The organism is Halovenus rubra, from assembly GCF_026586665.1.
GTDB lineage: Archaea > Halobacteriota > Halobacteria > Halobacteriales > Haloarculaceae > Halovenus > Halovenus rubra.
In genome coordinates, this window is the sequence record NZ_JAODIY010000004.1 from 23073 (window position 1) to 46668 (window position 23596).

The window sequence follows — 23596 nt, forward strand, 5'->3', positions numbered from 1 at the left end:
GTCAGTACCGCTCGTCGAGTACTTCCGACGGGCGAGCGTGCTCCTCGGAATGGCGATGACAGAAGCTCTGTCGCCCTGTCTCACTAACTGTGGAATACTCAGGAGACTCTTTCTCACAGACACTGCCGAACTCTTCTGTGAGGACTGCAAGCGCTTGGTCTTCGTCGTTATCGGCTGCATAGTCGACAATTTCGTCGAGGACCGATGCAGCATCTTGGGGAATGTTCAGATGTCCGAACAGGTCATCGTACGTCTCATCGACGCTTGCAAACCGGGTCTGTCGTCCGAGACGTTCACGAATTCGTTCCCGGAGCGAGCGGTCCGCGCGCTGTCGCTCTAACAGCACGTCACGGAGTGTGTTGATACCCATCCAAATCTCATCGTCAAGTTGTTCGTACTCTGGTGGGCGGATTCGGGCTGGACAACGCGTGTTGAACGGACAGCCATTAGGCGGATACCGTGGGTTCGGGGGAGTCCCGTGAAGCGTTATTCGATCGGCAGTGGCGGTTGGATCCGGCTTCGGAATGGCCGACAGAAGCGAGTGTGTATATGGGTTTGCCGGATTGTTGAATAGCTCATCTGTTGGTCCGATCTCCATGATGTTGCCCAGATACATGACTGCGACGCGGTCACAGATGTGCTGGACGACAGACAGGTCGTGCGCAATAAATAGGTATGTTAGCCCGAACTCTTCTTGTAGGTCTTCGAGTAGGTTGATAATCTCGGCCTGAACAGAGACGTCAAGTGCACTCACCGGCTCGTCAAGCACCATAAAATCAGGCTCCAATGCGAGCGTCCGAGCGATACCGATACGTTGACGCTGCCCTCCCGAGAACTGGTGGGGATAGCGGTAGTAGTGCTCGGGCCGGAGTCCGACTATATCCAACAACTCTTTGACGTGTTCTCTGCACTCTTGGGGGGTTCCCCATTCGTAGACATCAAGCGGTTCCCGGACAATCTCTCCGACAGTCATCCGGTCGTTAAGACTGGAGTCAGGGTCTTGGAACACCATCTGTGCATTCCGGCGCCACTGATAAAGCTCGTCGCCGCTTAACTCGGTGATGTCGGTTCCATCGTACCGGACTTCGCCACCGGTTGCGTCTTCGAGTTGAAGCAACGTTCGACCAAGTGTTGTCTTCCCACAGCCTGACTCACCGACCAGCCCCAACGTTTCGCCATTGAAAATATCGAATGAAACACCGTCGACAGCTTTGACTGGACGGCCGCCAAACAGGCCGGACTCGCCGTAGTACGTCTTTAGGTTGCGAATTTCGACCAGCTTTTCACGCTCCCGCCGTCGGTCGCTCGATACCTCAGCGCCGGATTCAACTAGGTTCTGGCTCATTGCTTCTCACCTCGCATTCTGTCGCCGTCTCCCGCCTTACCTTTCTCCCTGTGCAGACTGACTGCTCCTGCTTGTGACTTCTCTTCGGGGTACAGCAGGCAGGCGGCGGTGTGATCGTTCTGTTCAGAAACCTCTACGTGCTTCGGGTGAACTACGTCACAGGCGTCGAACGCTTTAGGACAGCGCTGTGCGAATCGACAGTAGTCTGCGGGCTCGTTCGGTGTCGGAACGTTCCCTTCGATTGTTTGTAGGCGGTCTCCTCCCTGTCCACCCGGTATTGATTGGAGGAGCCCACGAGTGTAGGGGTGTTTTGGATTCTCAAACAGCGAGATAACGTCCGCTTTCTCGATAACCTCGCCAGCATACATCACATTCACTCTATCAGATACTTCGGCGATGACACCCATATCGTGGGTAATGAACATAATACCGATATCACGCTCTTCTTGAATCTCTTCGAGTAACTCGAGGATTTGGGCCTGAATCGTTACGTCGAGTGCTGTCGTTGGCTCGTCACAGATGAGTAACTCCGGCTCACATGCCAGTGCCATCGCGATGACGGCACGCTGGCGCATTCCTCCCGAAAACTGGTGTGGATACTCGTCGACACGCCGACCAGCGTCGGGAATCCCAACTGCTTCAAGAAGTTCGACGGCTTCGCGGGTTGCTTCTTCGCCGGTGAGCCCGCGGTGTAGGTCTAGGGCCTCTTTTATCTGATTTCCAACTGTAAATACAGGGTTCAGACTCGTCAGCGGGTCCTGAAACACCATCGTAATTCGGCCACCGCGCATCTTGCGTTGCATCTCTCCTTCGAGGCGCGTGAGCTCGATGAAACCGCTCGTAATATTTTCTGGCCGATTACCGCTTCGGCCTGTGATGAACACACAATCGCGTTCGCTTGTGATACCCAACTTGTCACCGTAGCCGGCGGCGAGAATGTCAGTTAGCGTAATATCGCTTCTGTTGTCTCGGTCGAATGTTTCGGGTGAGATATCCGACTGTATTCTGTCGAGCAGGTCCTGTGGATTGTGCTGATCCCGTAGTTGAGAGACTTCGACGGTATGATCCGAGAACTCTGATGCATATGCCTTGACAGTCTCAAGTTGGTGGAATCGAGCACTGCTCCCTTTGAGAATCTGTCCGGGCTTTTCGACGAGTCCCATTATCGAACGGGCGGTCACACTCTTGCCAGACCCACTCTCTCCGACGATACCGACAGTTTCGCCTGCATCAATGTTCACTGAGATACCATCAACGGCTCGGATGGTTTCTTTGTCAGTGAAAAACGCTGTTTGTAGGTTCCGGACATCGATAAGCGGCTTCTCGTTCGAACGCTGGTCTTGTGTTGTTGTCTCTATCGACATCAGGCACCACCTCCGGAGCCACCTGCGTTTGCTTCGGCTTGCGGGTCGATCGCATCGCGGATGCCGTCACCAAGTGCGTTAAAGCCAGTCACAACGATCGCAATCATTGCGCCTGACACCGTCGAGACGTGCCACGATTGGGTCGAGACAGCGTTCCGTCCCGAAGCAATCAGTCGGCCCCACTCGGGTGTCGGCTCGGATACCCCATACCCGAGGAACGAGAGCGCCGAGGTGACAATAATCATGCCACCGACGAGCAGTGAGCCATAGATGATGAGATAGCTCATCACGTAGGGAGCCATATGCTTGCGCATGATTGCAAGTGGGGTCTGTCCGTAACTCTTTGCCGCGTCAACCCACTCTTCTTCGGCAACCTGTAGCGATGGGCCACGAATTGAGCGCCACATTCCCGGCATATATGCGAACGCGAAAATCAGCGCGAGGAGCAACCCTCCATCCATCGGCTCCGCAATCCAGACATCTCCCTGCTGGAACACGACGGACATCATCAATACCAAGACAAAAATCGGGATGGAAATGATGGTATCGGTCCCGATAATCGCCATTAGGTCAATTATCCCACCGTAATATGCGCTTGCCAGTGACAACAACATCGCTATTCCCAGTGCGAGGAACAGTGCAATCAGGCCAATAGAGAGTGATGTCTGTGCACCGTATGCGATATGTGTCATCAGATCCTCGCCTGACGTCGTCGTCCCAAGCGGTGCATATCGGCCATAATCATCATATTGGTTGATTCCGACGTTTTGCGACCCAGCTCCCTGCGACCTGCTGTTGATGTTCGCGTCGCCATGAAGTGCTGTCTGGACTTCACCAGCCTCTTCGTTGAAATATTTAAACTCGGAATCTTGTGAGTACGGTTCGTACACGTTTTCTTGAATTGGATAGGTCGCTATCACCGGTGCAAACAATGCGAGCACAATAAAGCCAATCACGACAACGAGACCAAACCGTCCCCAGTTGTGGCTTCGGAGCCGGTCAATAACGTCGTCACGCGGCGTCCAGTCCATTCTTCGGTAATGTTCCCGGTAGACATTGTAGCCGCGCCAGAGCCAACTCATAACAACTGCCGCGTACACCCAAACCATGGTAAATCGGACGAGCCAAGCGCTCCGTGCAGAGAGGCCAAGGAACGTTCCCTCCCAACTCCCGCTTGCTGTCTGGTATCCGTGGTTGGGAATTGTCTCCCTGCTGAGCAGTGTTTGGGTGTCTGCAAGCGAATCTAGTATTCCAACATAGAAGCCAACCTCATTCTTGAGGGCAGCACCAATCGGTGTAAACACTAGTACACTCACAACGGCTGCAAGCACTGCTGTGACGAATCCACGCTCGAACCAGAGATGACGACTCCGGCTGAGGTCAAGGCCAAGTTTTTCATCAGGATGAAACGGGAGATATGCCCGCAAGAACACCGCGACAATAAACAATAAGAGCAGTGACGTAATATCTGAGGCGACTGCACCCGCAACAAAGCCAAGAGTGCCCTCGAAGTTTGACCCAACCCAAGTGGGAGTGGCCACGATTCCATCAAGTATGAACTTGATACCACCGCCGATGGTAAGGGCCCAATCGACGAATCGTCCCAACTCAACGGCAACGAGCAATGCAAGACCGGCAAGCCAGATGGCTGCTGGTTCGGGATTACTCAACACTCGTTGACGGAGTGATTGTTTTGTCTCGGTTCCACCATCAGTCCGCACCGCTGTGTCAGTCATGGATTGTTCGGATTCTGTGTTGCTCATTGGTCGTATCCCACCCGTGGGTCGATAATTGTATACAGAATATCTTGGAGAATATTAAGGAAGATGATAATTACCGTGAACAAGAACACGATCGAGCCTGCAAGCGGAACGTCAGCAGTCTGTATCGCCCGGAAATACATCCGGCCGAGTCCGTTGATGTTGAAAATCTGTTCCATAATGACCGAGCCACCGATAAGAATGAACGCCTCATTCGTAACAATCGGTACGAGTGGAATGAGGGCGTTCCGGAATACGTGCTTCCAGACGATGGTTCGACCTTTGAGGCCCTTTGCTTTGGCAGTTTCCACGTAATTCGAGTTGACATTTTCGAGGACTGCTGTCCTGCCAAGCCGGAGCTCTGCAGCCATCGATGATGAACCGAGAATAATCGCTGCAGGCAAAATGAGTTTAACGTCTACGAAAAATGCAGACCAGTCCATTCCGGTGAGCATTGGCGCTCCGAATACATCACCAATTGTAGCAAAGTCGAGGTTCGGTGTCCCGACGGCGCTTTGGGTGGTTGGTCCAAAGGTATACCAGTCGAACCCGAACGGTCCACTTCCATTGCCGGTTGAGCGGAGGAACGCGAGTGCGAGGACGGCAAGCCAGAAGTTTGGCATTGACCGCCAAATTATCCCGGTCACATTCGCCATAATATCACTTGCCGAGTTGGGATGCAGGCCGGCATAGAAGCCGAGTGGAAGCCCGATAAACAGCGGCAAGACGATAGCCCAGACACCCAACCAGATGGTCGGGCCAGCAACTTCAAGAAGCATATCGCTGACGTCGGTACCGTTACGAACCACCCACGATTCGCCCGAAAACGTCACCGTCTCAACGAGGTAGTCTGCGAACTGTTCCCAGAGCGGGTCGTCTAGTCCGATTTCTTCACGCAACCGCTGTACATTTGCACCCTGTGCATTTTGACCAAGTCGGGCAGCAATTGGATCAAGCGGCCCGAGTCGGAGGACCAAAAATAGGAACGTGATAACAGAGAACACGACCGGCACTGACATTGCAATGCGCTGTGCGAGATAGCGCCACCGGCTCATTGTCCCTCACCGACGGAGTGGCCGTCTCGAAATTCTCTGTAGTTCCACGGCTGACGGAGCATATATCCAATGTTGCTTGCCTCTGCAATATATATCCTGCTTTCGACTCCGTCTCCTGCCTTGTCGTCACACGGCATGAATCGGCAATATCTTTCGGTTGTCTGGCCACTGTAGCCATTTGTCCAACTGTTTAGACGTACGTTCGTCTGTCGGGCTGAGGGTATCATTTATAGTAAGGGGACACAAACGGATGTCGACGAAATATTAGTGAACGATTCGACGGCGAGTCGGTCTACACTGCTGTGTTACTGGTTTTCCGAGAGGTTGACATGCCAGTCGAGGTAATACCCGTTGTTGTCTTCGGGCATACCGGAGGTGTCGGTGTTTTTCGGCTCGAAGCCGAAGTGACCGTACGCGACACTCTCCCAGCTCCATGCCCATCCAAGCGAGTACATCTGAAGGTCGCCGTCGTACCCACGCTGGATGAGGTCCGAGAACGCGGCCTCTTCGAGCGTGAAGTTGACACTTGTTGAGGCGAGCTTATCTCGGACGAGTGCTGCTGCATCCTGGTAGGTCGGACTCTTGTAGGTCGTGACGGTGAACTCAGTCTCCTCGATATTATTCTCTTCGAGGAGCTGAGTTGCGGCCTGGACGTTGCTTGCGCCGGGTTCGTCTTCTGTTCCGTATGGCCATTCAGAGACCCATTGGTCGTAGCCGTCGGTTCCAGTCGGCCAGATCGACGGCGGTGTGAAGCTGAATGCCGGCTCTTTCCGACCTTCGAAGACTTGATCGTTGATTTCGTTCTGCCCGAGCACGTATGCGATTGCCTTTCGAACTGGTCGCTCGGTGTTTGCAACGTTGAACCCAAAGTAGCGGGTAACGAGCGACGTGAACCGCTGGTAGCCAAGGTCAACGTCGTTTTGTTCGAGATAATACGTTCCTACTCCGCGACCACGGTCGTCAGTTTCGTTGACCGTGTAGTTGTTTCGGTTATAGAACGACGTCGGGATGCTGAAGATATCGAGGTTCTCCTCGAGGATAAGTGTCCACCGTGGCTCGGGGTCTTCAACGATACGGTAAATAATTTCTGCCTGCTCTGCTGTCGAGCCGTAGTAGTCATCGAACCGGCTCAGCAACATCTCTTCGTTTTGGGACCACGATTCGAGCTGCCACGGTCCTGTTCCGAACGTCTGCTGGGTCCGGAGCGTGTCGACGCCAACTTCTCCGTCGTATCCCTCAATGTCTCCGATGAGTCCTTCCGGCAGGATACCGAACGCCTGATACGTTAAGACGTCCATAACAGCCGGGTTGGGGACTTCGGTCGTCACTTTGAGCGTATAGTCGTCGACGATTTCAATTGCCAGCGAGTCTGGCACGACTTCCTCGCTCTCATTACCCTCGTCGTCTGTGACAGTCTCGGTCTCGTGTGCAATCCCTGCACCGTTTGGTGCGTCGAAGACGAACTCTGCACGAACGCTTTGGTCTGCCTCTGCAAGCCGACGAATCGTGTACTTCACGTCGCTTGCAGTCAACTCGTCACCGTTCTGGAACATGACGCCCTCTTTCAGGCTGAACGTGTAGGTGAGTCCGTCGTCGGACAGTTCGAAGGAATCAAGCACCTGATTTTGGAGTTCTGGAACGCCCTGTGGGTAGTGGACCAGTTTATCGTAACACTTGTGGATAACGGTCGCCGACGCGGTGTCGTCAGATTCGACCGGGTCAAGTGAAGAGTTGGTTGAGTTAACAAGCTGCAGCCTGTCCGACCCTTCGACTGAGGTTGTCTTGTGCTGGTGATAGGAGCCGCCGAGTGCACCTGTGCGGTCCCAGTCAACCTTCGGATACCAGAAGTTCTCGGTGATGTCGTGTGCAAAGTTGATCATCACCATATCGTCGCGTACAGCTTCTTCGATCTCGACATATGCCTCGTTCCGGAGGTCCTGATCTTTCGGCGAGGGGTTGTTAGCTACAGTCTCCCAGGCAGCCTGTGCCTTATCTGCGTGGGTCATGTCTCCGCCGTCTTCACCATCTTCACCGTCGCTGCTACCGCCATCTTCACCATCTTCACCGTCGCTGCTACCGCCATCTTCACCATCTTCGCCGTCTCCGCTAGGGGTAGGGGTTTCTCCGCCGTCTTCGCCATCCTCGTCGTCTCCGCCAAAGATTGCTGAACAACCAGCGAGGGCTACGCTGGCGCTCCCGCCCAGGGCGGCGAGAAGTCGGCGTCGTGTACGATCCGGTTTACTGCCGTCTGCGTTTCTGGACATTCTATACTGACAAACCAATCCAAACGGTATAAAATTATCGCCATACACTCTCTCGACAGGCCGTTATACACAACTTCCATCGGTGAAACATCTCCTGGTGATAAAATCGCCTCAATTTTGACTTGGCAAACGTCACTGTTTGTCCACATATACCATAGTTTAGTCAGTTTATGACAGATGAATTATGATATTTCTATCACCTTTGCTATTCTCCGAGTGGTCTGTTGTCTTCTTGTTGCTACAGCAAAGTGCACCATGTTGCGGTTAGTAGATCCATTTCGATACGTTAGACCACCCCTCCATTTTCTCGACAGCTCGTTCCCGGCGTCGGGCTACTGTTCGAGCGTGCGCATGAGATAATAAGTATTTCTTGTAGATACTGTGATTGCTTACGAATATCTGGCACAATCGTTCACAATACGCAAAAGCAGCTGCTTAATGGTTAATTCAGAGAAGCGCCCGGAGCGGGATTTGAACCCGCGTCACGACCGTGACAGGGTCGTATGATGGGCCACTACACCATCCGGGCTTCCTGCAATACTCTGTAATTGGGTTTCAATTCAGAGAAGCGCCCGGAGCGGGATTTGAACCCGCGTCACGACCGTGACAGGGTCGTATGATGGGCCACTACACCATCCGGGCTTCCTTCACTACTCCGTATCGGGGTTTCAGTATTAAGCCTTTCCAATCAAAGTTGTCACGCAAGGTATTTTATACCACGACACAAAATCACACGTGTCTAGTAATCCCTGACCCATATTCGGGGTCTGGTAGCTGTGCAAGACGTATTTGATAAGGGTTATATGCTTTGCAGAGATATGGTACTGTAGTATCTACGAACAGATTCTTCGCCGGTAAGCCACACTCATGGTAGATGTAACCAACCACGAACTCGTGCCCGACCATACCGTCCTCGACGATGAGGAGCTCGAGGAGGTACTTCAGGAGTATAACATCGACAAACCAGACTTGCCGAAAATACAACGGACTGACTCTGCACTGCCCAAGGAGGCCGAAGTGGGCGATGTAATCAAGATTACCCGAGATTCACGGACAACAGAGACAGCCGTCGTATACCGATTGGTGGTGAAATAATGGATATTGAGGACAAACGCGAAATTTCACGGGAGTACTTTTCACGAGAACGGCTCGCAGAACATCATTTCCGCTCGTTCAACAACTTCCTCGGCCGGGGCATGCAAGAGGTTGTCGACGAGAAGGAGACTATCGACACCGACATCGGAGACAAAGAAGGCGAAGAACCGGTGTACGTTGAGTTGGGTGACGTGCGCGTCGTCACGCCCCGTGTCCGGGAGGCTGATGGGAGTGAGGAGCTACTGTACCCACAGGAAGCCCGACTCCGGAACATTACCTACTCCGCACCGGTGTTCATGGAGATGGCCGTTATCAAAGGCGGCGAAGAAGAAGAAGAGATGGTTGTCGACCAGACCGAGACAAAAATCGGCCGGATGCCAATCATGGTCGGCTCAGATAAATGTAACATCGCGAACTTCACGCGCGAAGAACTCATCGATATCGGTGAGGACCCTGCCGACCCTGGTGGCTACTTTATTGTCAATGGCTCCGAGCGCGTCCTGATGACGAGTGAGGACCTCGCGCCAAACAAGATTCTGGCAGAGACGGACACGAAATACGGTGACCAGATTGAGGTCGCCAAGACGTTCTCACAGCGCCGTGGGTACCGTGCGCTCGTGCTCTGTGAGCGGACTCGCGACGGTCTACTCGAGGTGTCGTTCCCCTCCGTCTCGGGCAGCGTCAACTTCGTCACTCTGGTCCGAGCACTCGGGCTAGAATCGGACGAAGAGATTGTCCACCGGGTCAGCGACGACCCCGAAATTGTGAAGTTCATGCTTGAGAATCTGGAGGCTGCCGATGTCCAGACAACTGAAGGCGCAATCGAGGCACTCGGAAAACGTGTTGCCTCGGGACAAGGCAAGAACTACCAGCTCAAACGGGCCAACTACGTCATCGACCGTTACCTACTTCCCCATCTCCACGAGGAAGGTGTCGAAGAGGAGGACGTTCGTATCAACAAGGCCTACTACCTTTGTCGGATGGCCGAGGCCTGCTTCGAACTGGCACTCGACCGCCGTGAAGCAGATGACAAAGACCACTACGCGAACAAGCGCCTGAAGGTTTCTGGTGACCTGATGCGTGACCTGTTCCGGACGGCGCTCAACAAACTAGCCCGGGACGTGAAATACCAGCTCGAACGCGCAAACATGCGGAACCGTCAACTTTCAGTGTCGACGGTGGTTCGGTCGGATGTGTTGACCGAACGGCTTGAACACCCAATTGCAACCGGTAACTGGGTCGGTGGTCGTTCTGGTGTCTCACAACTGGTCGACCGGACAGACTACATGGGTGTCCTCAGCCACCTGCGGCGACTTCGCTCGCCGCTCAGCCGGTCTCAGCCACACTTCGAGGCACGAGACCTGCACGCGACGCAGTGGGGACGAATTTGCCCGTCGGAAACGCCCGAGGGGCCAAACTGTGGGCTTGTGAAAAACTTCGCGCAGGCGATGGAGCTCTCACAGAATGTCGAAGACGAACAGGAGCTGAAACAGGAACTTGCCGGGATGGGTGTCGAAGGCATCCCAGGCATCGAGGGCATTGAAGCCCCCGCGGACGACTAAACTCATGAGCCAGGGACGAGAAGCCAAAGTATACGTAAACGGGAGTTTGGTTGGGACACACCCCGACCCGGAACAGCTCGCAGAACAGATCCGACAGTCGCGCCGACGAGGCGAAGTCAGCGATATGGTCAACGTATCGGTCAAGGACCGCACACGGGAAGTTATCATCAACGCTGACGCTGGCCGTGCTCGACGACCGCTACTGGTGGTCGAAAACGGTGACCCGCTTATTTCTGACAACGAGGTTGACGCACTCAAGGAAGGCGAAGTCGAGTTCCAAGACCTTGTTGAGCGTGGTTACGTCGAGTTCATCGATGCAGAGGAAGAGGAAGATATCCTCGTCGCGGTTGATTCAGATGAACTGACAGAAGACCACACCCATCTGGAAATTGACCCACAACTGATGTTCGGTATCGGTGCAGGCATGATTCCGTATCCCGAACACAACGCTTCACCGCGTATCACCATGGGGTCAGGAATGATCAAGCAGTCACTTGGTCTGCCCTCGGCAAACTATCGAATTCGGCCCGATACGCGCCAGCATCTTCTGCACTACCCACAGCTGTCGCTGGTCAAGACACAGACAACTGAGCAGATTGGGTACGACGACCGCCCGGCTGCACAGAACTTTGTTGTCGCCGTGATGAGCTACGAGGGGTTCAATATCGAGGATGCCCTTGTGATGAACAAGGGGTCAGTCGAGCGTGCACTTGCCCGCTCCCATTTCTTCCGGACCTACGAGGGCGAAGAACGGCGGTACCCCGGTGGACAAGAAGACCGATTCGAGATTCCGGACGACGAGGTTCGAGGAGCGCGTGGCGAAGAAGCGTACACCCATCTTGACGAGGACGGCCTCGTCAACCCAGAAGAAGAAGTCGGCGAAAACGCCGTCTTGCTCGGGAAAACGTCACCGCCACGATTCCTCGAAGAACCTGACGACATGGGCGGCCTTTCGCCCCAGAAGCGCCGCGAAACGAGTGTGACGATGCGCTCGGGTGAGTCTGGTGTTGTCGATACAGTAACGCTGATGGAAGGCGAAGACGGCTCGAAGCTATCGAAAGTCTCTGTCCGTGACGAACGAATACCGGAACTCGGAGACAAGTTTGCTTCACGACACGGACAGAAGGGAGTCGTCGGCCACATCGCACCACAGGAAGACATGCCATTTACCGGTGACGGCGTTGTCCCGGACCTTATTCTCAACCCACACGCACTGCCGTCACGGATGACTGTCGGTCACATCCTTGAGATGATTGGTGGAAAAGTTGGCTCGCTTGAGGGACGGCGTGTCGACGGGACACCCTTTACCGGAGAAGACGAGGACGAACTTCGCGGTGCACTCGAAGACCGTGGCTTCAAATCCAGCGGGAAAGAGGTCATGTACTCAGGTATTACGGGTGAAAAAATCGAGGCCGAAATCTTCGTTGGCACTATTTTCTACCAGAAGCTCTACCACATGGTGTCGAACAAGATTCACGCCCGGTCCCGTGGCCCGGTACAGGTGCTCACCCGGCAGCCAACTGAAGGGCGTGCTCGGGAAGGTGGGCTCCGTATCGGAGAGATGGAACGTGACGTTTTCATCGGTCACGGCGCGGCCATGACGCTCAAGGAGCGTCTTCTGGACGAATCGGACCGCGAGTTCATCAACGTCTGTGGCAACTGTGGAATGGCTGCAGTCGAGAACGTCGAGCAACGGCGTGTCTACTGTCCTAACTGTGACGAAGAGACAGAGATACACTCCATCGAGATGTCCTACGCGTTCAAGCTTTTGCTCGACGAGATGAAAGCGCTCGGAATTGCCCCGCGAATCGAACTGGAGGACGCAGTCTAACATGAGTCAGCACGCACCAAAAGAAATCAGCGAGATAACGTTTGGCCTGATGGATCCCGAGGAGTACCGTGAGATGAGCGCTACCAAGGTCATCACGGCCGACACGTACGACGACGACGGCTTCCCAATTGACATGGGTCTCATGGACCCCCGTCTGGGAGTCATCGACCCCGGATTGGAGTGCAAAACCTGTGGCCAGCACAGTGGTTCGTGTAACGGCCACTTCGGCCACATCGAACTTGCAGCACCTGTTATCCACGTCGGATTCTCGAAGCTGATTCGCCGTCTGCTTCGTGGCACCTGTCGTGAATGTTCTCGGCTCCTGCTTCAAGATGACGAGAAACAGGAGTTCCATGAACGTCTCAAACGGGCACGGGACCTCGATGAAGGGCTCAACGACGTAACGAAAGCTGCTGTGAGGCAGGCACGAAAAAAAGACCGCTGTCCCCACTGTGGCGAACCTCAGTTCGACGTCCAGCATGAAAAGCCGACAACGTACTACGAGGTCCAGCAGGTTCTCTCCTCGGAGTACCCCGACCGTATTGCGTCGGCAATGGAGCCTGACGAAGAAGATGGGCAGCGCATCAGCCCAACAGAACTTGCCGAGGAAACCGGCATCGATGCCGGTCGTGTTCAAGAGATACTCTCCGGTGACTTCCGTCCACGGCAGGACGACCGCGAGGCAATCGAGTCGGCACTCGATGTCGACCTGACCGAAGAAGACATGAACAAGCTGATGCCGTCTGATATCCGGGACTGGTTTGAGGCGATTCCGGATCAAGACCTTGATGTCCTCGGAATTAACCCTGACCGTTCCCGGCCAGAATGGATGATTCTGACGGTCCTGCCGGTTCCGCCGGTGACAGCTCGGCCGTCGATTACGCTCGACAACGGTCAGCGTTCGGAGGACGACCTCACGCACAAGCTGGTCGACATTATCCGTATCAACCAGCGGTTCATGGAGAACCGTGAAGCCGGTGCGCCACAGCTCATTATCGAGGACCTCTGGGAGCTGTTGCAGTACCACGTCACGACGTTCATGGACAACGAAATTTCGGGGACACCACCGGCCCGACACCGCTCGGGTCGTCCCCTGAAGACCCTCTCTCAGCGTCTTAAAGGCAAAGAGGGTCGGTTCCGCGGTTCACTGTCCGGGAAACGGGTAAACTTCTCGGCACGGACAGTCATTTCGCCGGACCCGACACTCAGTCTCAACGAGGTCGGCGTCCCTGATCGGATCGCCAGCGAGATGACACAGACGATGAACGTCAACGAGCGCAATCTCGAAGACGCTCGTCGGTACGTCAGCAACGGCCCTGAGGAGCATCCGGGAGCCAACTATGTCAGGCGCTCGGACGGTCGCCGGCTGAAAGTTACCGAGAAAAACTGTGAGGAACTCGCAGAGAAAGTCGAATCTGGGTGGGAAGTTTCCCGTCATCTGACCGACGGCGACATTGTCATCTTCAACCGGCAGCCGTCGCTACACCGGATGTCAATCATGGCCCACGAAGTCGTCGTAATGCCATACAAGACGTTCCGTCTGAACACGACAGTCTGTCCACCGTACAACGCTGACTTCGACGGTGACGAGATGAACATGCACGCGCTGCAAAACGAGGAGGCCCGAGCGGAGGCCCGTGTGCTAATGCGTGTTCAAGAACAGATGCTCAGCCCAAAAGAAGGGCGAAACATTATCGGCGCAATTCAGGACCACATTACAGGAACCTACCTGTTGACCAACAAGAACCCCCGGTTCAACGAGACACAGGCGCTTGATTTGCTCCGGACAACTCGCATCGACGAACTGCCGGAGTCAGACGGGACAGAAGACGGGAAAGCGTACTGGACGGGGCGGACGATTTTCTCGGAGCTGTTGCCGGATGACCTCAACCTAGAGTTCACTTCGAATGCTGGAGACAACGTTGTTATCGAAGACGGCCAGCTACTCGAAGGAACTGTGGATGCTGACGCCGTCGGTGCGTTCGGCGGTGAGATAGTTGATAGCATTGCGAAACTATACTCCAAGACGCGGGGCCGCATCTTCATCAACGAGGTCTCTTCGCTTGCAGTCCGGACCATCATGCACTTTGGGTTCTCAATCAGTATCGACGATGAGTCGATTCCACCGGAGGCCCAGGCACAGGTCGACGAGGCAATCGAGGAAGCAAACGAGCGCGTCGAGGAACTCATCGACATCTACCAGCAGGGTGAACTCGAACCACTGCCGGGTCGTTCAGTCGACGAGACAGTCGAGATGAAAATCATGCAGGCACTGGGACAGGCACGTGACAGCGCAGGAGAAATCGCCGAGGAACACTTTGGCGATGAGAACCCAGCGGTCATCATGGCCGACTCCGGTGCTCGTGGGTCAATGTTGAATCTTACACAGATGACCGGCTGTGTCGGTCAGCAGTCCGTCCGCGGAGAGCGAATCAACCGCGGGTACGAAGACCGGACACTGAGCCACTTCGCTGAGGGTGACCTCTCGGCGGATGCACGCGGCTTCGTCGAGCACTCTTACCGTGAAGGACTCGATCCAAAGGAGTTCTTCTTCCACGCGATGGGTGGACGTGAAGGATTGGTCGATACAGCAGTCCGGACATCGAAGTCCGGATACCTCCAGCGTCGCCTCATCAACGCGTTGACCGAACTCGAAGCACAGTACGACGGAACTGTTCGAGACACATCAGACACTATTGTCCAGTTCGAGTTCGGTGAGGACGGAACCTCACCGACGAAGGTATCGAGTGACGTGACAGAGCCGGCAGTCGATGTCGACCAGATTGCCGACAAGGTGCTCGACAGTGAGTTTGACGACACAACAGAGAAACAGCGCTTCCTGGGTGAGACGAGAGAACCAACCAACCTCTCCGAGCACGCCGACGACTGGTGGCTCGCCCAGACCGACGACTGAGGTGAAACCATGACAGGACACGACGTATCCGACGACATTGAAGTCTTCGTTGAGGAGACAAATCTTCCGATTCGTCTCCGAAACGAACTGTACAGCACGCTCGAAGAACGAGACGTAACAACAGATCAGGCCGAAAAAATCGTACAGGCGACAGTCAGCGAGTACGAAGAGTCGCGGGTTGATCCGCTTGACCCTGTCGGAACCGTCAGCGCCCAGAGTATTGGGGAACCCGGGACCCAGATGACGATGAACACCTTCCACTTCGCAGGGGTCGCCGAGATTGACGTGACCCAAGGGCTACCTCGGCTGATTGAACTGGTCGACGCCCGGAAAGAGCCGGACACGCCGATGATGAACGTCTTCCTCGAAGATGAGTACGCCGAAAATCGCGAGCGTGCCCACGAGGTTGTCTGGAAAATCGAGGCGACGAATATTCTCCAGCTCGGAGATGTCTCAACAAATGTCGCCGATATGCTCGTTCAGGTATCGCTCAACGAAGATACACTCGACGAGCGCTGGCCGACTGTTGATGACCCAGTTCAGGTCGCCGAAGAGATTGCGGCAACTATCGAATCAAATCTTGATGTCGAGACAGTCCAACAAGGACTCAGCATCGAGTTCGGTCCTGAGGAACCATCGTATCGCGACCTACTCCAACTCGTTGAGGAGCTTCGTGAAATCACGTTCAAAGGAATCGAAGAGGTTTCGCGGGTCGTTATCCGAAAGGAAGAGACAGACCAAGGCGAGCAATTTGTCCTCTATACCGAGGGGTCGGCCTTCGGTGACGTTCTTGAACTCGAAGGTGTCGACGCCAGCCGGACAACCTGTAACAACGTCCACGAGATTCACAAGAACCTCGGTATCGAGGCGGCCCGTGAGTCCATCATCGATGAGACGATGAACACGCTCGAAGAGCAGGGGCTTGGCGAGGTAAATATCCGCCACCTCATGCTCGTCGCGGATATTATGACCAACAACGGCGAAATCGAGTCTATTGGTCGTCACGGTATCTCGGGCTCGAAGAACTCTGTGCTTGCGCGTGCAGCCTTCGAGGTGACGGTCAGTCACCTGCTTGATGCCGCAATCCACGGAGAAATCGACGAACTCGATGGCGTCACGGAGAACGTCATCGTCGGGAAACCCATCAAGCTCGGAACTGGTGACGTTGACCTGCGGATGAGTGCCGAACAACAGGCCGACTGAGCATGGGGTTTACGCTCTCGGACGAAGCACGGCAGTATGCGGCGCTGTTCGAGGAAGAGACAGAGGCTACTGTCCGGGACTGCGTGGTAGATGACGAGTACGACCGCGTTGTCTTCCTAATCAAGGCCGGCGAGATGGGCAAAGCCATCGGGGCAGACGGTGAGCATGTCCGTCAAGTTGAACAGCGTCTTGGACGCACAATCAAACTCGTCGAAGACGCGTCTTTCGCCGAGGACCTCGTCGCAAATGCGCTTGCACCCGCTGCGGTGTATAACGTGACGATCAGCGAGAACGATGACTTGGTGGCCTACGCCGAGGTGGCACAGGAAGACCACGGCGCGGCAATCGGGACGGATGGTCGGAATATCGAAGCTGCACGAACACTGGCTCGCCGCCATCACGATATCGACGATATTCAGCTGACCTGAACTGTGCCGCTTCCAGCCACTCTGGCTGTGAACTGCATTTTAGAAACGAAGCCAACTCACACGTAGCGACTTGCTCTCGTTGGACCAGAGATCCAACTTTGTCTATCTATCCGACACAATCACAATGTCGGAGTGGTATCTATCGCATTCGCAGCGATTCCGAGGCTCGGACCGCCGTATCAACCAGAATCTATTACTCCACAGCACGGGAACGAGAGTATGACGATGACCAATACATACGGAAATTACATCGATGGGGAGTGGCAGGAATCAGCGAGTGGTGAGACGGTTACTGTGCATAACCCGGCAGATGTGACAGAGACGATTGGCGAGTTCCAGTACTCGTCTGCAGCAGATGTTACCACCGCAGTAACAGCAGCAACCGAAGCACAGACAGAGTGGGCAGATCGTCAGGCAACCGAGCGTGGCGACGTTCTCCGACGTGTTGCAGAAGAGATTCGTGCTCGAAGCGACGAACTCGCGGAGACTCTGACACGCGAGGAAGGGAAGACCGTTCCTGAAGCCGCTGGCGAAGTCTCCCGTGCCATCGATATCCTCTACTATTACGCCGAGCGAGTTCGGGACTTCGGCCACGACAAAAAAGCATCCAGCACACCGGATAAGGACCTTTCTGTCGTCCGTGAGCCTGTCGGTGTCGCTGGCCTCATTACGGCTTGGAACTATCCGTTTGTCATTCCGGTCTGGAAGATGGCACCTGCTATTGCGACCGGGAACGCAGTTGTGTTCAAGCCCGCAAGCAACGCGCCAAACTGCACGCGTAAGCTGTTTGAATGCTTCGACGAGGCTGGTGTCCCTGACGGCGTCGTCAACTACGTTACCGGCTCTGGGAGTGAAGTTGGTAACGCAATTCTTGAGCACGATGCTGTCGATGCCGTCTCCTTTACGGGAAGCAAATCCGTCGGCTACTCGGTGTACGATGGGGCGACCGAGGATATGAAGCGCGTCCAGACTGAGATGGGTGGCAAGAATCCCCTCATCGTCTCCGATACTGCGGATATGGAGCGTGCGCTCTCGATTGCTCGCTGGGGTGCGTTTGGCGTAACAGGACAGGCCTGTACCGCCACCTCACGAGCCATCGTCTACGAGGATGTCTACGATGAGTTTGTCGAGGGCATCGTTGAGCGCGCCGAAGATATCGACGTTGGGCATGGATTAGACGGTGCTGATATGGGTCCACAGGCCTCCGAAGGGGAACTCGAAGGAACACTTGATTATATCGACGTGGGCGTGACCGAAGGAGCAAGGCTTGCTACCGGTGGCGAGGAGTTAGCTGGTGGCAGCCACGAGGATGGCTACTTCGTCGAGCCGACAGTGTTTACAGACGTAGACCATGAGATGCGAATCGCACAAGAGGAGATTTTCGGTCCTGTCCTCGCGGTATTGAAAGTTTCGGGCTACGAGGAGGCCCTCGAAGTCGCCAACGATGTTGATTATGGGCTCTCTGCGAGCATCGCGACACAAGACCTTGCCGAGGCAAAGCAGTTCGCGGACGATATCGAATCTGGCATCGTCAAAATCAACGAACAGACGTCGGGAACAGAGCTACACGTCCCATTTGGCGGGTTCAAAGACTCTTCGAGCAACACGTACCGTGAATCTGGTGACGAGGGGCTTCGATTCTTTACCAGCACGAAGACAATTTACGAAAACTGGTAACGCCAGATAATTTTTGCTCTGATTTCTTTACTCTTGCTCTCATTTGGCTTATTGTTCTACAAGCCAGCTTTGTCGAACTCCCTCGCTAACGTTTACATCATCAATCTCGAACCGTGCACCACCGTCCGCGCTATCGGTTGCTCGTACCGTCCAGCCATGAGCGGTGACCAGTTTCTTGACGATACTCAACCCAAAGCCAGTCCCCTGAGTCTGTGTCGTCACGCCTGACTCAAACAGGTGTGCGTGTACTGCATCCGGTAGTCCCGCCCCATCATCCTCAACGTAGAACCCGTTTGCAAGAGTACCGACACGGACAGTCAACTGGGAACTCTCTCTAGTCTCAACGGCTGCCTCTTTTTGTCGAGCCTGTGCGTTTGGCTCTGTGGGTCCATGTTCTACGGCGTTGCGAAACAGGTTCTCCAAGATGTGTTCTAGGGCAGCCCTGTCGGCTTGGAGGTATACAGCGTCAGCGATCGCTATGCTGGCTCCATCCGTCTTGACGTTTCCCCAAGCAGAGTCAGCAACATCAACCAGTGAGACCCGTTCAACTTCCTCAATAGCCTGCCCCTCGCGAGCCATCGTTAGCACATCATCGATAATCTGTTCCATCCGGGCCAGGGAAGTTTCGACTTCGCCGATCGAGTCACGGGTATCGCTATCAGCGCTCTGCTTGATGTTCTCTATTTGGAGTGTTGCAACGTTGAGCGGGTTGCGAAGGTCATGTGAGACAATGCCCGCGAACTCGTCGAGCTCTTCGGTCTGCTGTTTGAGCTTGTTCCGTTCACGTTCGAGTTTTGCCTCGTAGCGGCGATTCCTCGCGTTTAGCCAGCCGAGAATTAGCCCAACGAACGCGCCGATACTCATGCTGTTTACCGTCACGAACGGTGCGTATGTGATTGACCCCCCGCGGATAATCTCGTGTGTAATCGTCCAAGTGATGAGCAATCCAAACACAGTCATCCCAAGAAAGACACCGCCGCCAATCCGAAGCATCGATGTGCCGTTGAGTTCTCGTATCCAGAGCCGTATTCCTGTTCCGACGAGTGCGACACTGACGAGTATTGGCGTGAATACGTATGGTGCCTCACTGGCATTGAAGCTAGTGCTAAGGACATGCGATAACGCAAACAGGGTTGTCGCAACCCCAGTCCCGACAACCAGTGCCAGGCCGAGGTAGCCCTGTCGGGTCGGTGTGCCAAAGACACCTACTTTCCCCGCCATAATAGGCCTGATTTGTCTGCAACCGTTAAGTAAACGTGGATTTACTACACTGGACAGTTGGCAATGCAGGCCGGCGAACTGTACGATGTCAATACGGCTGGGAGTCGGTATTCAATGTCTTTAGCTCTCGACATGGCCCTAACAGGGAGTACCCTGCGGTCAGTCCGAACTTCTCAACTTCTCTTATTGGCGTTTGTGAGGGCCTCAGCACAACACGACCTGGTACTCAGGAAGAAATGTTGATAACGCTTATAAGACAACCGTTGAAACTGATGAACAATGAGGGTTTCAGTTCTTATCTGTACGTACACGATGGATCTGTACGACGACTTTGAGGACGCTGTCGACAGCATTTTACAGCAGACATACGACGACGTAGAGCTTGTGTTGGTCTCAGATGGAGACGACACAGTATACCAGCAGATGCTTGCGGATTACGAGGACACACCCAATGTCATTGTGACACGCACTGAGGAAAACGTCGGTATCAGCGCAGCACGGAACAAGGGACTAGAACTGGCAACAGGCGATATTGTCGCACAGATAGATGACGATGCAGTTGCAGACCGAGACTGGATCGCCGAACTGGTCCGTGTCTATGAGGAGACTGATGCGGTTGCTGCCGGTGGACATATGACGCCAGAATGGGTTGCGGGAAAACCGAACTTTCTCCCCGAAGAGTTCTACTGGCTCATCGGTGTCAACGACCGCTGGTTCGCTGAGCCACTGGAAGAAGTCCGGAACACCTACGCCTCGAATATCTCGTTCCGGACGGAGGTAATCGAAGAACTTGGCGGGTTTAATCCCAGCGTTGGCCGCAAAGGCGACGCCGAAATCCAGGCAACAGAATCGGAGATTGGAACACGACTACGCGAGGAGTTTGACCGTGGCGTCATCTACAACCCGGATGCGAAGGTCGCACACAAAATATTCGACTACCGCACTGACCCTGTCTGGCTTGCGAAACGTGCCTTCTGGCAGGGGTACTCCAAGCGAGGCTTGGAGGTACTGATTCCTGAGGCAAACACGGACGAAGAAACGGACTTTCTTCAGTTTCTTCTCCTTGATGCTGTCCCTCGTCGTCTCAAAGGGATTGTAAGCAATCCTTCGATTGCCGGTGTGAGCCAGTTAATTTGGCTCGTTTTACTTACGGGCCTCGTCGGAATGGGGTACCTCTACGGTATCGTTAAATGGCGATGAAAACGAAACCAACAGCGATGTAACCGTCTTTCTATCGTTCGATACTAAACACGTTTACCAAACCGACAGTCTAACAAACACCAGTCACGCAAGAGACTGTCATGAACAAAACGAATACAGAACGTGTTGGCGTCGTCGGCCTCGGATATATTGGCCTCCCGCTCGCACTGTCTATGATAGATGCTGGCTACGATGTGGTCGGTGTCGATATTAATGACGGGCGTATCTCGCAACTTGACGACGGGAAATCCTACGTTACAGATGTCTCGAACGAGCGTATCAGGACTGCTCTCGAACGTGGCTTTACACCCACAACTGATTACGAGGACCTCGATGAGGTTACTGGTGTGGCTGTTTGCGTTCCGACTCCACTTCGGAAGACCGGGTCACCAAACATGTCCTACGTCGTTGATGCCGTTGAGAGGCTGGCGGCAGTTGTCCGCGAGGGAACAACAATTATCACCGAAAGTACAGTCTATCCGGGAGCCACTAGTGAACTTGTGGTCCCTGCATTCGAGGATGCAGGATTTGTCGTCGGAGAAGATATTTTCTTAGCATTTTCTCCTGAACGGATCGATCCGGGGAACGAAGAGTATGCTCCACACGAAATACCAAAAGTGCTTGGTGGGGTGACCGACGAATGTGGTAACCGAGCAGAGGCATTGTATACACCTGTTTTCGACGAGATAATCCGTGTAAACTCTGCCACTGAAGCAGAACTTGTGAAGCTACTTGAAAATACGTTCCGTGCCGTAAATATTGGCCTTATCAACGAACTTGCCCAGGTTGCCTACGAGCTTGATGTCGATATCTGGTCAGCTATTGATGCTGCCTCGACGAAGCCATTTGGGTTCATGCCATTCTATCCAGGGCCCGGGCTGGGTGGTCACTGTATTCCAGTCGATCCGACATTTCTCTCATGGAAAGCAAATCAGCAAGACCTCGAAACACGGTTTATCGATCTTGCTGACCGGATTAATCGCGAGATGCCTGAACACGTTGTTCATCGCGTGACCAAACTCGTTAACGACAACAGCATCGCGCTCCCTGACGCTCGCGTCCTAATCGTCGGTGCCGCGTACAAACCCGATGTCTCAGACACTCGAGAATCGCCCGCCCATGATGTTATTCAATTGTTGGAAGAACGCGGTACCGATGTCGTATACCACGACCCACACGTACCTGAGTTCGAAACTGATGGTCGTACGTATGAATCTGTTTCTCTGACTCCAGATACACTCAAGACGTGCGATATCGCTGTCATTCTAACAAACCACGATGCAGTTGAAATAGGTGATATTATTGAGAGTGCTCCCCTTGTGTTCGATACACGAAACGCGACTCGCGGAGACCAGAAATCGACCATCCACAGATTGTAGACAATGGTGACTGAGGGGGTCTCTACCGGATGTGAGTTTGCTGAAAGTTTTTTTTGTGTTGGTACTTCTGAACCACTTCCCTCTATATTGGTCGGATTTAAAAAACATTAGTGTCTCACAAACAGAACAGAGCAAGCCGATGAATGCTGGCTAATAATGCAACTACAGTAGTTATACAGTTCGTTAGATATATTGTGTCAGACTGATTGTCTTTATATTAGAATGAGTTCGCTCGAACAAGCTAATGAAGTTTACAACAAGTATGGTGCATACGAGTTGATGAAGAGAGGTATTAGTGAGGGACTTCGACACCTTTCTGCACCGTATGAGAACCTACAAACAGAAGACCAGTGGGTCGGTGCAAAGTATTACGGGAACTTCGCAGGATTTCATAATAACTTTGGAGGGAATCTAGCAGAGACTAAATGTAGAACTGCCTCGGGTAATCCCCCACAAATAGAGACAACACAAGAGAGCGAAGAGCTAGAGGCTGCGATGGAACTACGGCATAATGGATACACTAAAATCGGAAATATTTACGATGAAGACGTAATTGATGAAGTTGTCTCACGGTATAATAACATAATCGAGAACAAAGAGCACACAAAGTCATCACATTCGAACGATCCGGGTGATGGAAACGTGTATATACGAGGTATCGACAGTCCACAAGAAGAGTACTTTCCAGAAGCTGAGCAGTTAGTGACAGAAAAGGTCAAGAACATATTGCGGAACTACTACCGTTCTCATATACAAATTCGGAACCTTCGGGCATACCGCACGCATCATATTCCTCCCGAACTTATGGAGTCAAAAGAAGTGTATAACAACCACTGGCACTGTGACGGAAAAACAAGCGACCATATCAAATTGTTCGTCTGTCTCGGAGAGACAACGGAAGAAGATGGTCCGTTGCATATCATGCCAAAAAAATACACCCGAGAATATGCAAAGCGGAACGCGAGCTTCGACCGTGAAACCGACGGTGCCCCGAATAATGTAGTAGAAGAACACGGAGAGCCAGTCAAGTTTACTGGAGTGGCAGGTGATGTCATGCTTGCAAATACACAGACCTGCCTTCACCGAGCCGGCGTTCCAGACGAAGGTCGTTCTCGGGACCTCGTTCAGCTTTACATTGCACCATCGTCGGAACCATTGCCTGAAAACTGGATTGACAGTGAACTTGAAGGCGCCGACCCGAACGTCTGGAGCAGACTACTCAAGTACTGATGCCTTCGATTACTGCCACGGTGAGAGAACGCTATCAGAAACAGGGACTCCTCGCCGCCACATACAGT

The 23596-nt window shown here is 53.7% G+C and carries 16 protein-coding genes and 2 tRNA genes; 10 read left to right on the forward strand and 8 right to left on the reverse strand.

Translation table 11 applies throughout. The features are described 5' to 3' along the window. Position 1: 1 nt before the first annotated feature. The 7 genes from N5098_RS02450 to N5098_RS02480 all read right to left on the reverse strand — a co-directional run bounded on the left by N5098_RS02450 (position 2) and on the right by N5098_RS02480 (position 8430). Positions 2-1345 (reverse strand): ABC transporter ATP-binding protein, encoded by a 1344-nt coding sequence (locus N5098_RS02450; protein WP_267636113.1) that lies wholly within the window; start codon positions 1343-1345, stop codon positions 2-4. Further along, on the reverse strand, positions 1342-2709 hold the full coding sequence (locus N5098_RS02455) for an ABC transporter ATP-binding protein (RefSeq protein ID WP_267636114.1): 1368 nt from the start codon (positions 2707-2709) through the stop codon (positions 1342-1344). The genes N5098_RS02450 and N5098_RS02455 overlap by 4 nt, the downstream gene beginning before the upstream one ends. Further along, positions 2709-4472 carry an ABC transporter permease gene (locus tag N5098_RS02460; protein WP_267636115.1) on the reverse strand — a complete coding sequence of 588 codons (1764 nt, stop codon included), beginning with the start codon at positions 4470-4472 and terminating at the stop codon, positions 2709-2711. The genes N5098_RS02455 and N5098_RS02460 overlap by 1 nt, the downstream gene beginning before the upstream one ends. Further along, positions 4469-5524, reverse strand: coding sequence for an ABC transporter permease (locus tag N5098_RS02465; protein ID WP_267636116.1), 1056 nt, complete (start codon positions 5522-5524; stop codon positions 4469-4471). The genes N5098_RS02460 and N5098_RS02465 overlap by 4 nt, the downstream gene beginning before the upstream one ends. A 305-nt stretch (positions 5525-5829) precedes the next feature. Next, positions 5830-7788, reverse strand: a complete 1959-nt coding sequence (locus N5098_RS02470; RefSeq protein WP_267636117.1) for an ABC transporter substrate-binding protein — start codon at positions 7786-7788, stop codon at positions 5830-5832. Positions 7789-8244: 456 nt separating this feature from the next. Further along, positions 8245-8317 (reverse strand) — tRNA-Asp (locus N5098_RS02475). 40 nt (positions 8318-8357) lie between these two features. Continuing rightward, a tRNA-Asp gene (locus tag N5098_RS02480) sits at positions 8358-8430 on the reverse strand. 225 nt (positions 8431-8655) lie between these two features. Between N5098_RS02480 and N5098_RS02485 the strand changes: the two genes are divergently transcribed. The 7 genes from N5098_RS02485 (at position 8656) to xacF (ending at position 18498) form a co-directional block, all read left to right on the forward strand. Next, positions 8656-8883 (forward strand): DNA-directed RNA polymerase subunit H, encoded by a 228-nt coding sequence (locus tag N5098_RS02485; protein WP_267636118.1) that lies wholly within the window; start codon positions 8656-8658, stop codon positions 8881-8883. Then, entirely contained in the window at positions 8883-10445 is a 1563-nt protein-coding gene (locus tag N5098_RS02490) for a DNA-directed RNA polymerase subunit B'' (RefSeq protein WP_267636119.1), read from the forward strand. Before N5098_RS02485 ends, N5098_RS02490 begins: the two co-directional genes overlap by 1 nt. 4 nt (positions 10446-10449) lie before the next feature. Then, entirely contained in the window at positions 10450-12276 is a 1827-nt protein-coding gene (gene rpoB / locus N5098_RS02495) for a DNA-directed RNA polymerase subunit B (protein ID WP_267636120.1), read from the forward strand. Between the two features lies 1 nt (position 12277). Continuing rightward, complete coding sequence (locus tag N5098_RS02500; protein WP_267636121.1) at positions 12278-15190, forward strand: DNA-directed RNA polymerase subunit A'; 2913 nt, start codon at positions 12278-12280, stop codon at positions 15188-15190. Between the two features lie 9 nt (positions 15191-15199). Beyond that, positions 15200-16393, forward strand: a complete 1194-nt coding sequence (gene rpoA2, locus N5098_RS02505; protein ID WP_267636122.1) for a DNA-directed RNA polymerase subunit A'' — start codon at positions 15200-15202, stop codon at positions 16391-16393. A gap of 2 nt (positions 16394-16395) precedes the next feature. After that, complete coding sequence (locus tag N5098_RS02510) at positions 16396-16821, forward strand: NusA-like transcription termination signal-binding factor (RefSeq protein ID WP_267636123.1); 426 nt, start codon at positions 16396-16398, stop codon at positions 16819-16821. Between the two features lie 225 nt (positions 16822-17046). Then, positions 17047-18498 (forward strand): 2,5-dioxovalerate dehydrogenase, encoded by a 1452-nt coding sequence (gene xacF / locus N5098_RS02515; protein WP_267636517.1) that lies wholly within the window; start codon positions 17047-17049, stop codon positions 18496-18498. 48 nt (positions 18499-18546) lie between these two features. Here the strand turns inward: xacF and N5098_RS02520 are convergent, their stop codons facing one another. Then, positions 18547-19719 (reverse strand): sensor histidine kinase, encoded by a 1173-nt coding sequence (locus N5098_RS02520; RefSeq protein WP_267636124.1) that lies wholly within the window; start codon positions 19717-19719, stop codon positions 18547-18549. A 279-nt stretch (positions 19720-19998) separates the two neighbouring features. Between N5098_RS02520 and aglG the strand changes: the two genes are divergently transcribed. From aglG to N5098_RS02535, 3 genes are all read left to right on the forward strand, one after another. Further along, entirely contained in the window at positions 19999-20919 is a 921-nt protein-coding gene (gene aglG, locus N5098_RS02525) for a glucosyl-dolichyl phosphate glucuronosyltransferase (RefSeq protein ID WP_267636125.1), read from the forward strand. Positions 20920-21020: 101 nt separating this feature from the next. Beyond that, the gene (locus tag N5098_RS02530; protein ID WP_267636126.1) at positions 21021-22298 is read left to right on the forward strand and encodes a nucleotide sugar dehydrogenase; all 1278 of its coding nucleotides are present in this window, start codon (positions 21021-21023) and stop codon (positions 22296-22298) included. Between the two features lie 222 nt (positions 22299-22520). Then, complete coding sequence (locus N5098_RS02535; protein ID WP_267636127.1) at positions 22521-23528, forward strand: phytanoyl-CoA dioxygenase family protein; 1008 nt, start codon at positions 22521-22523, stop codon at positions 23526-23528. Positions 23529-23596 lie beyond the last annotated feature (68 nt).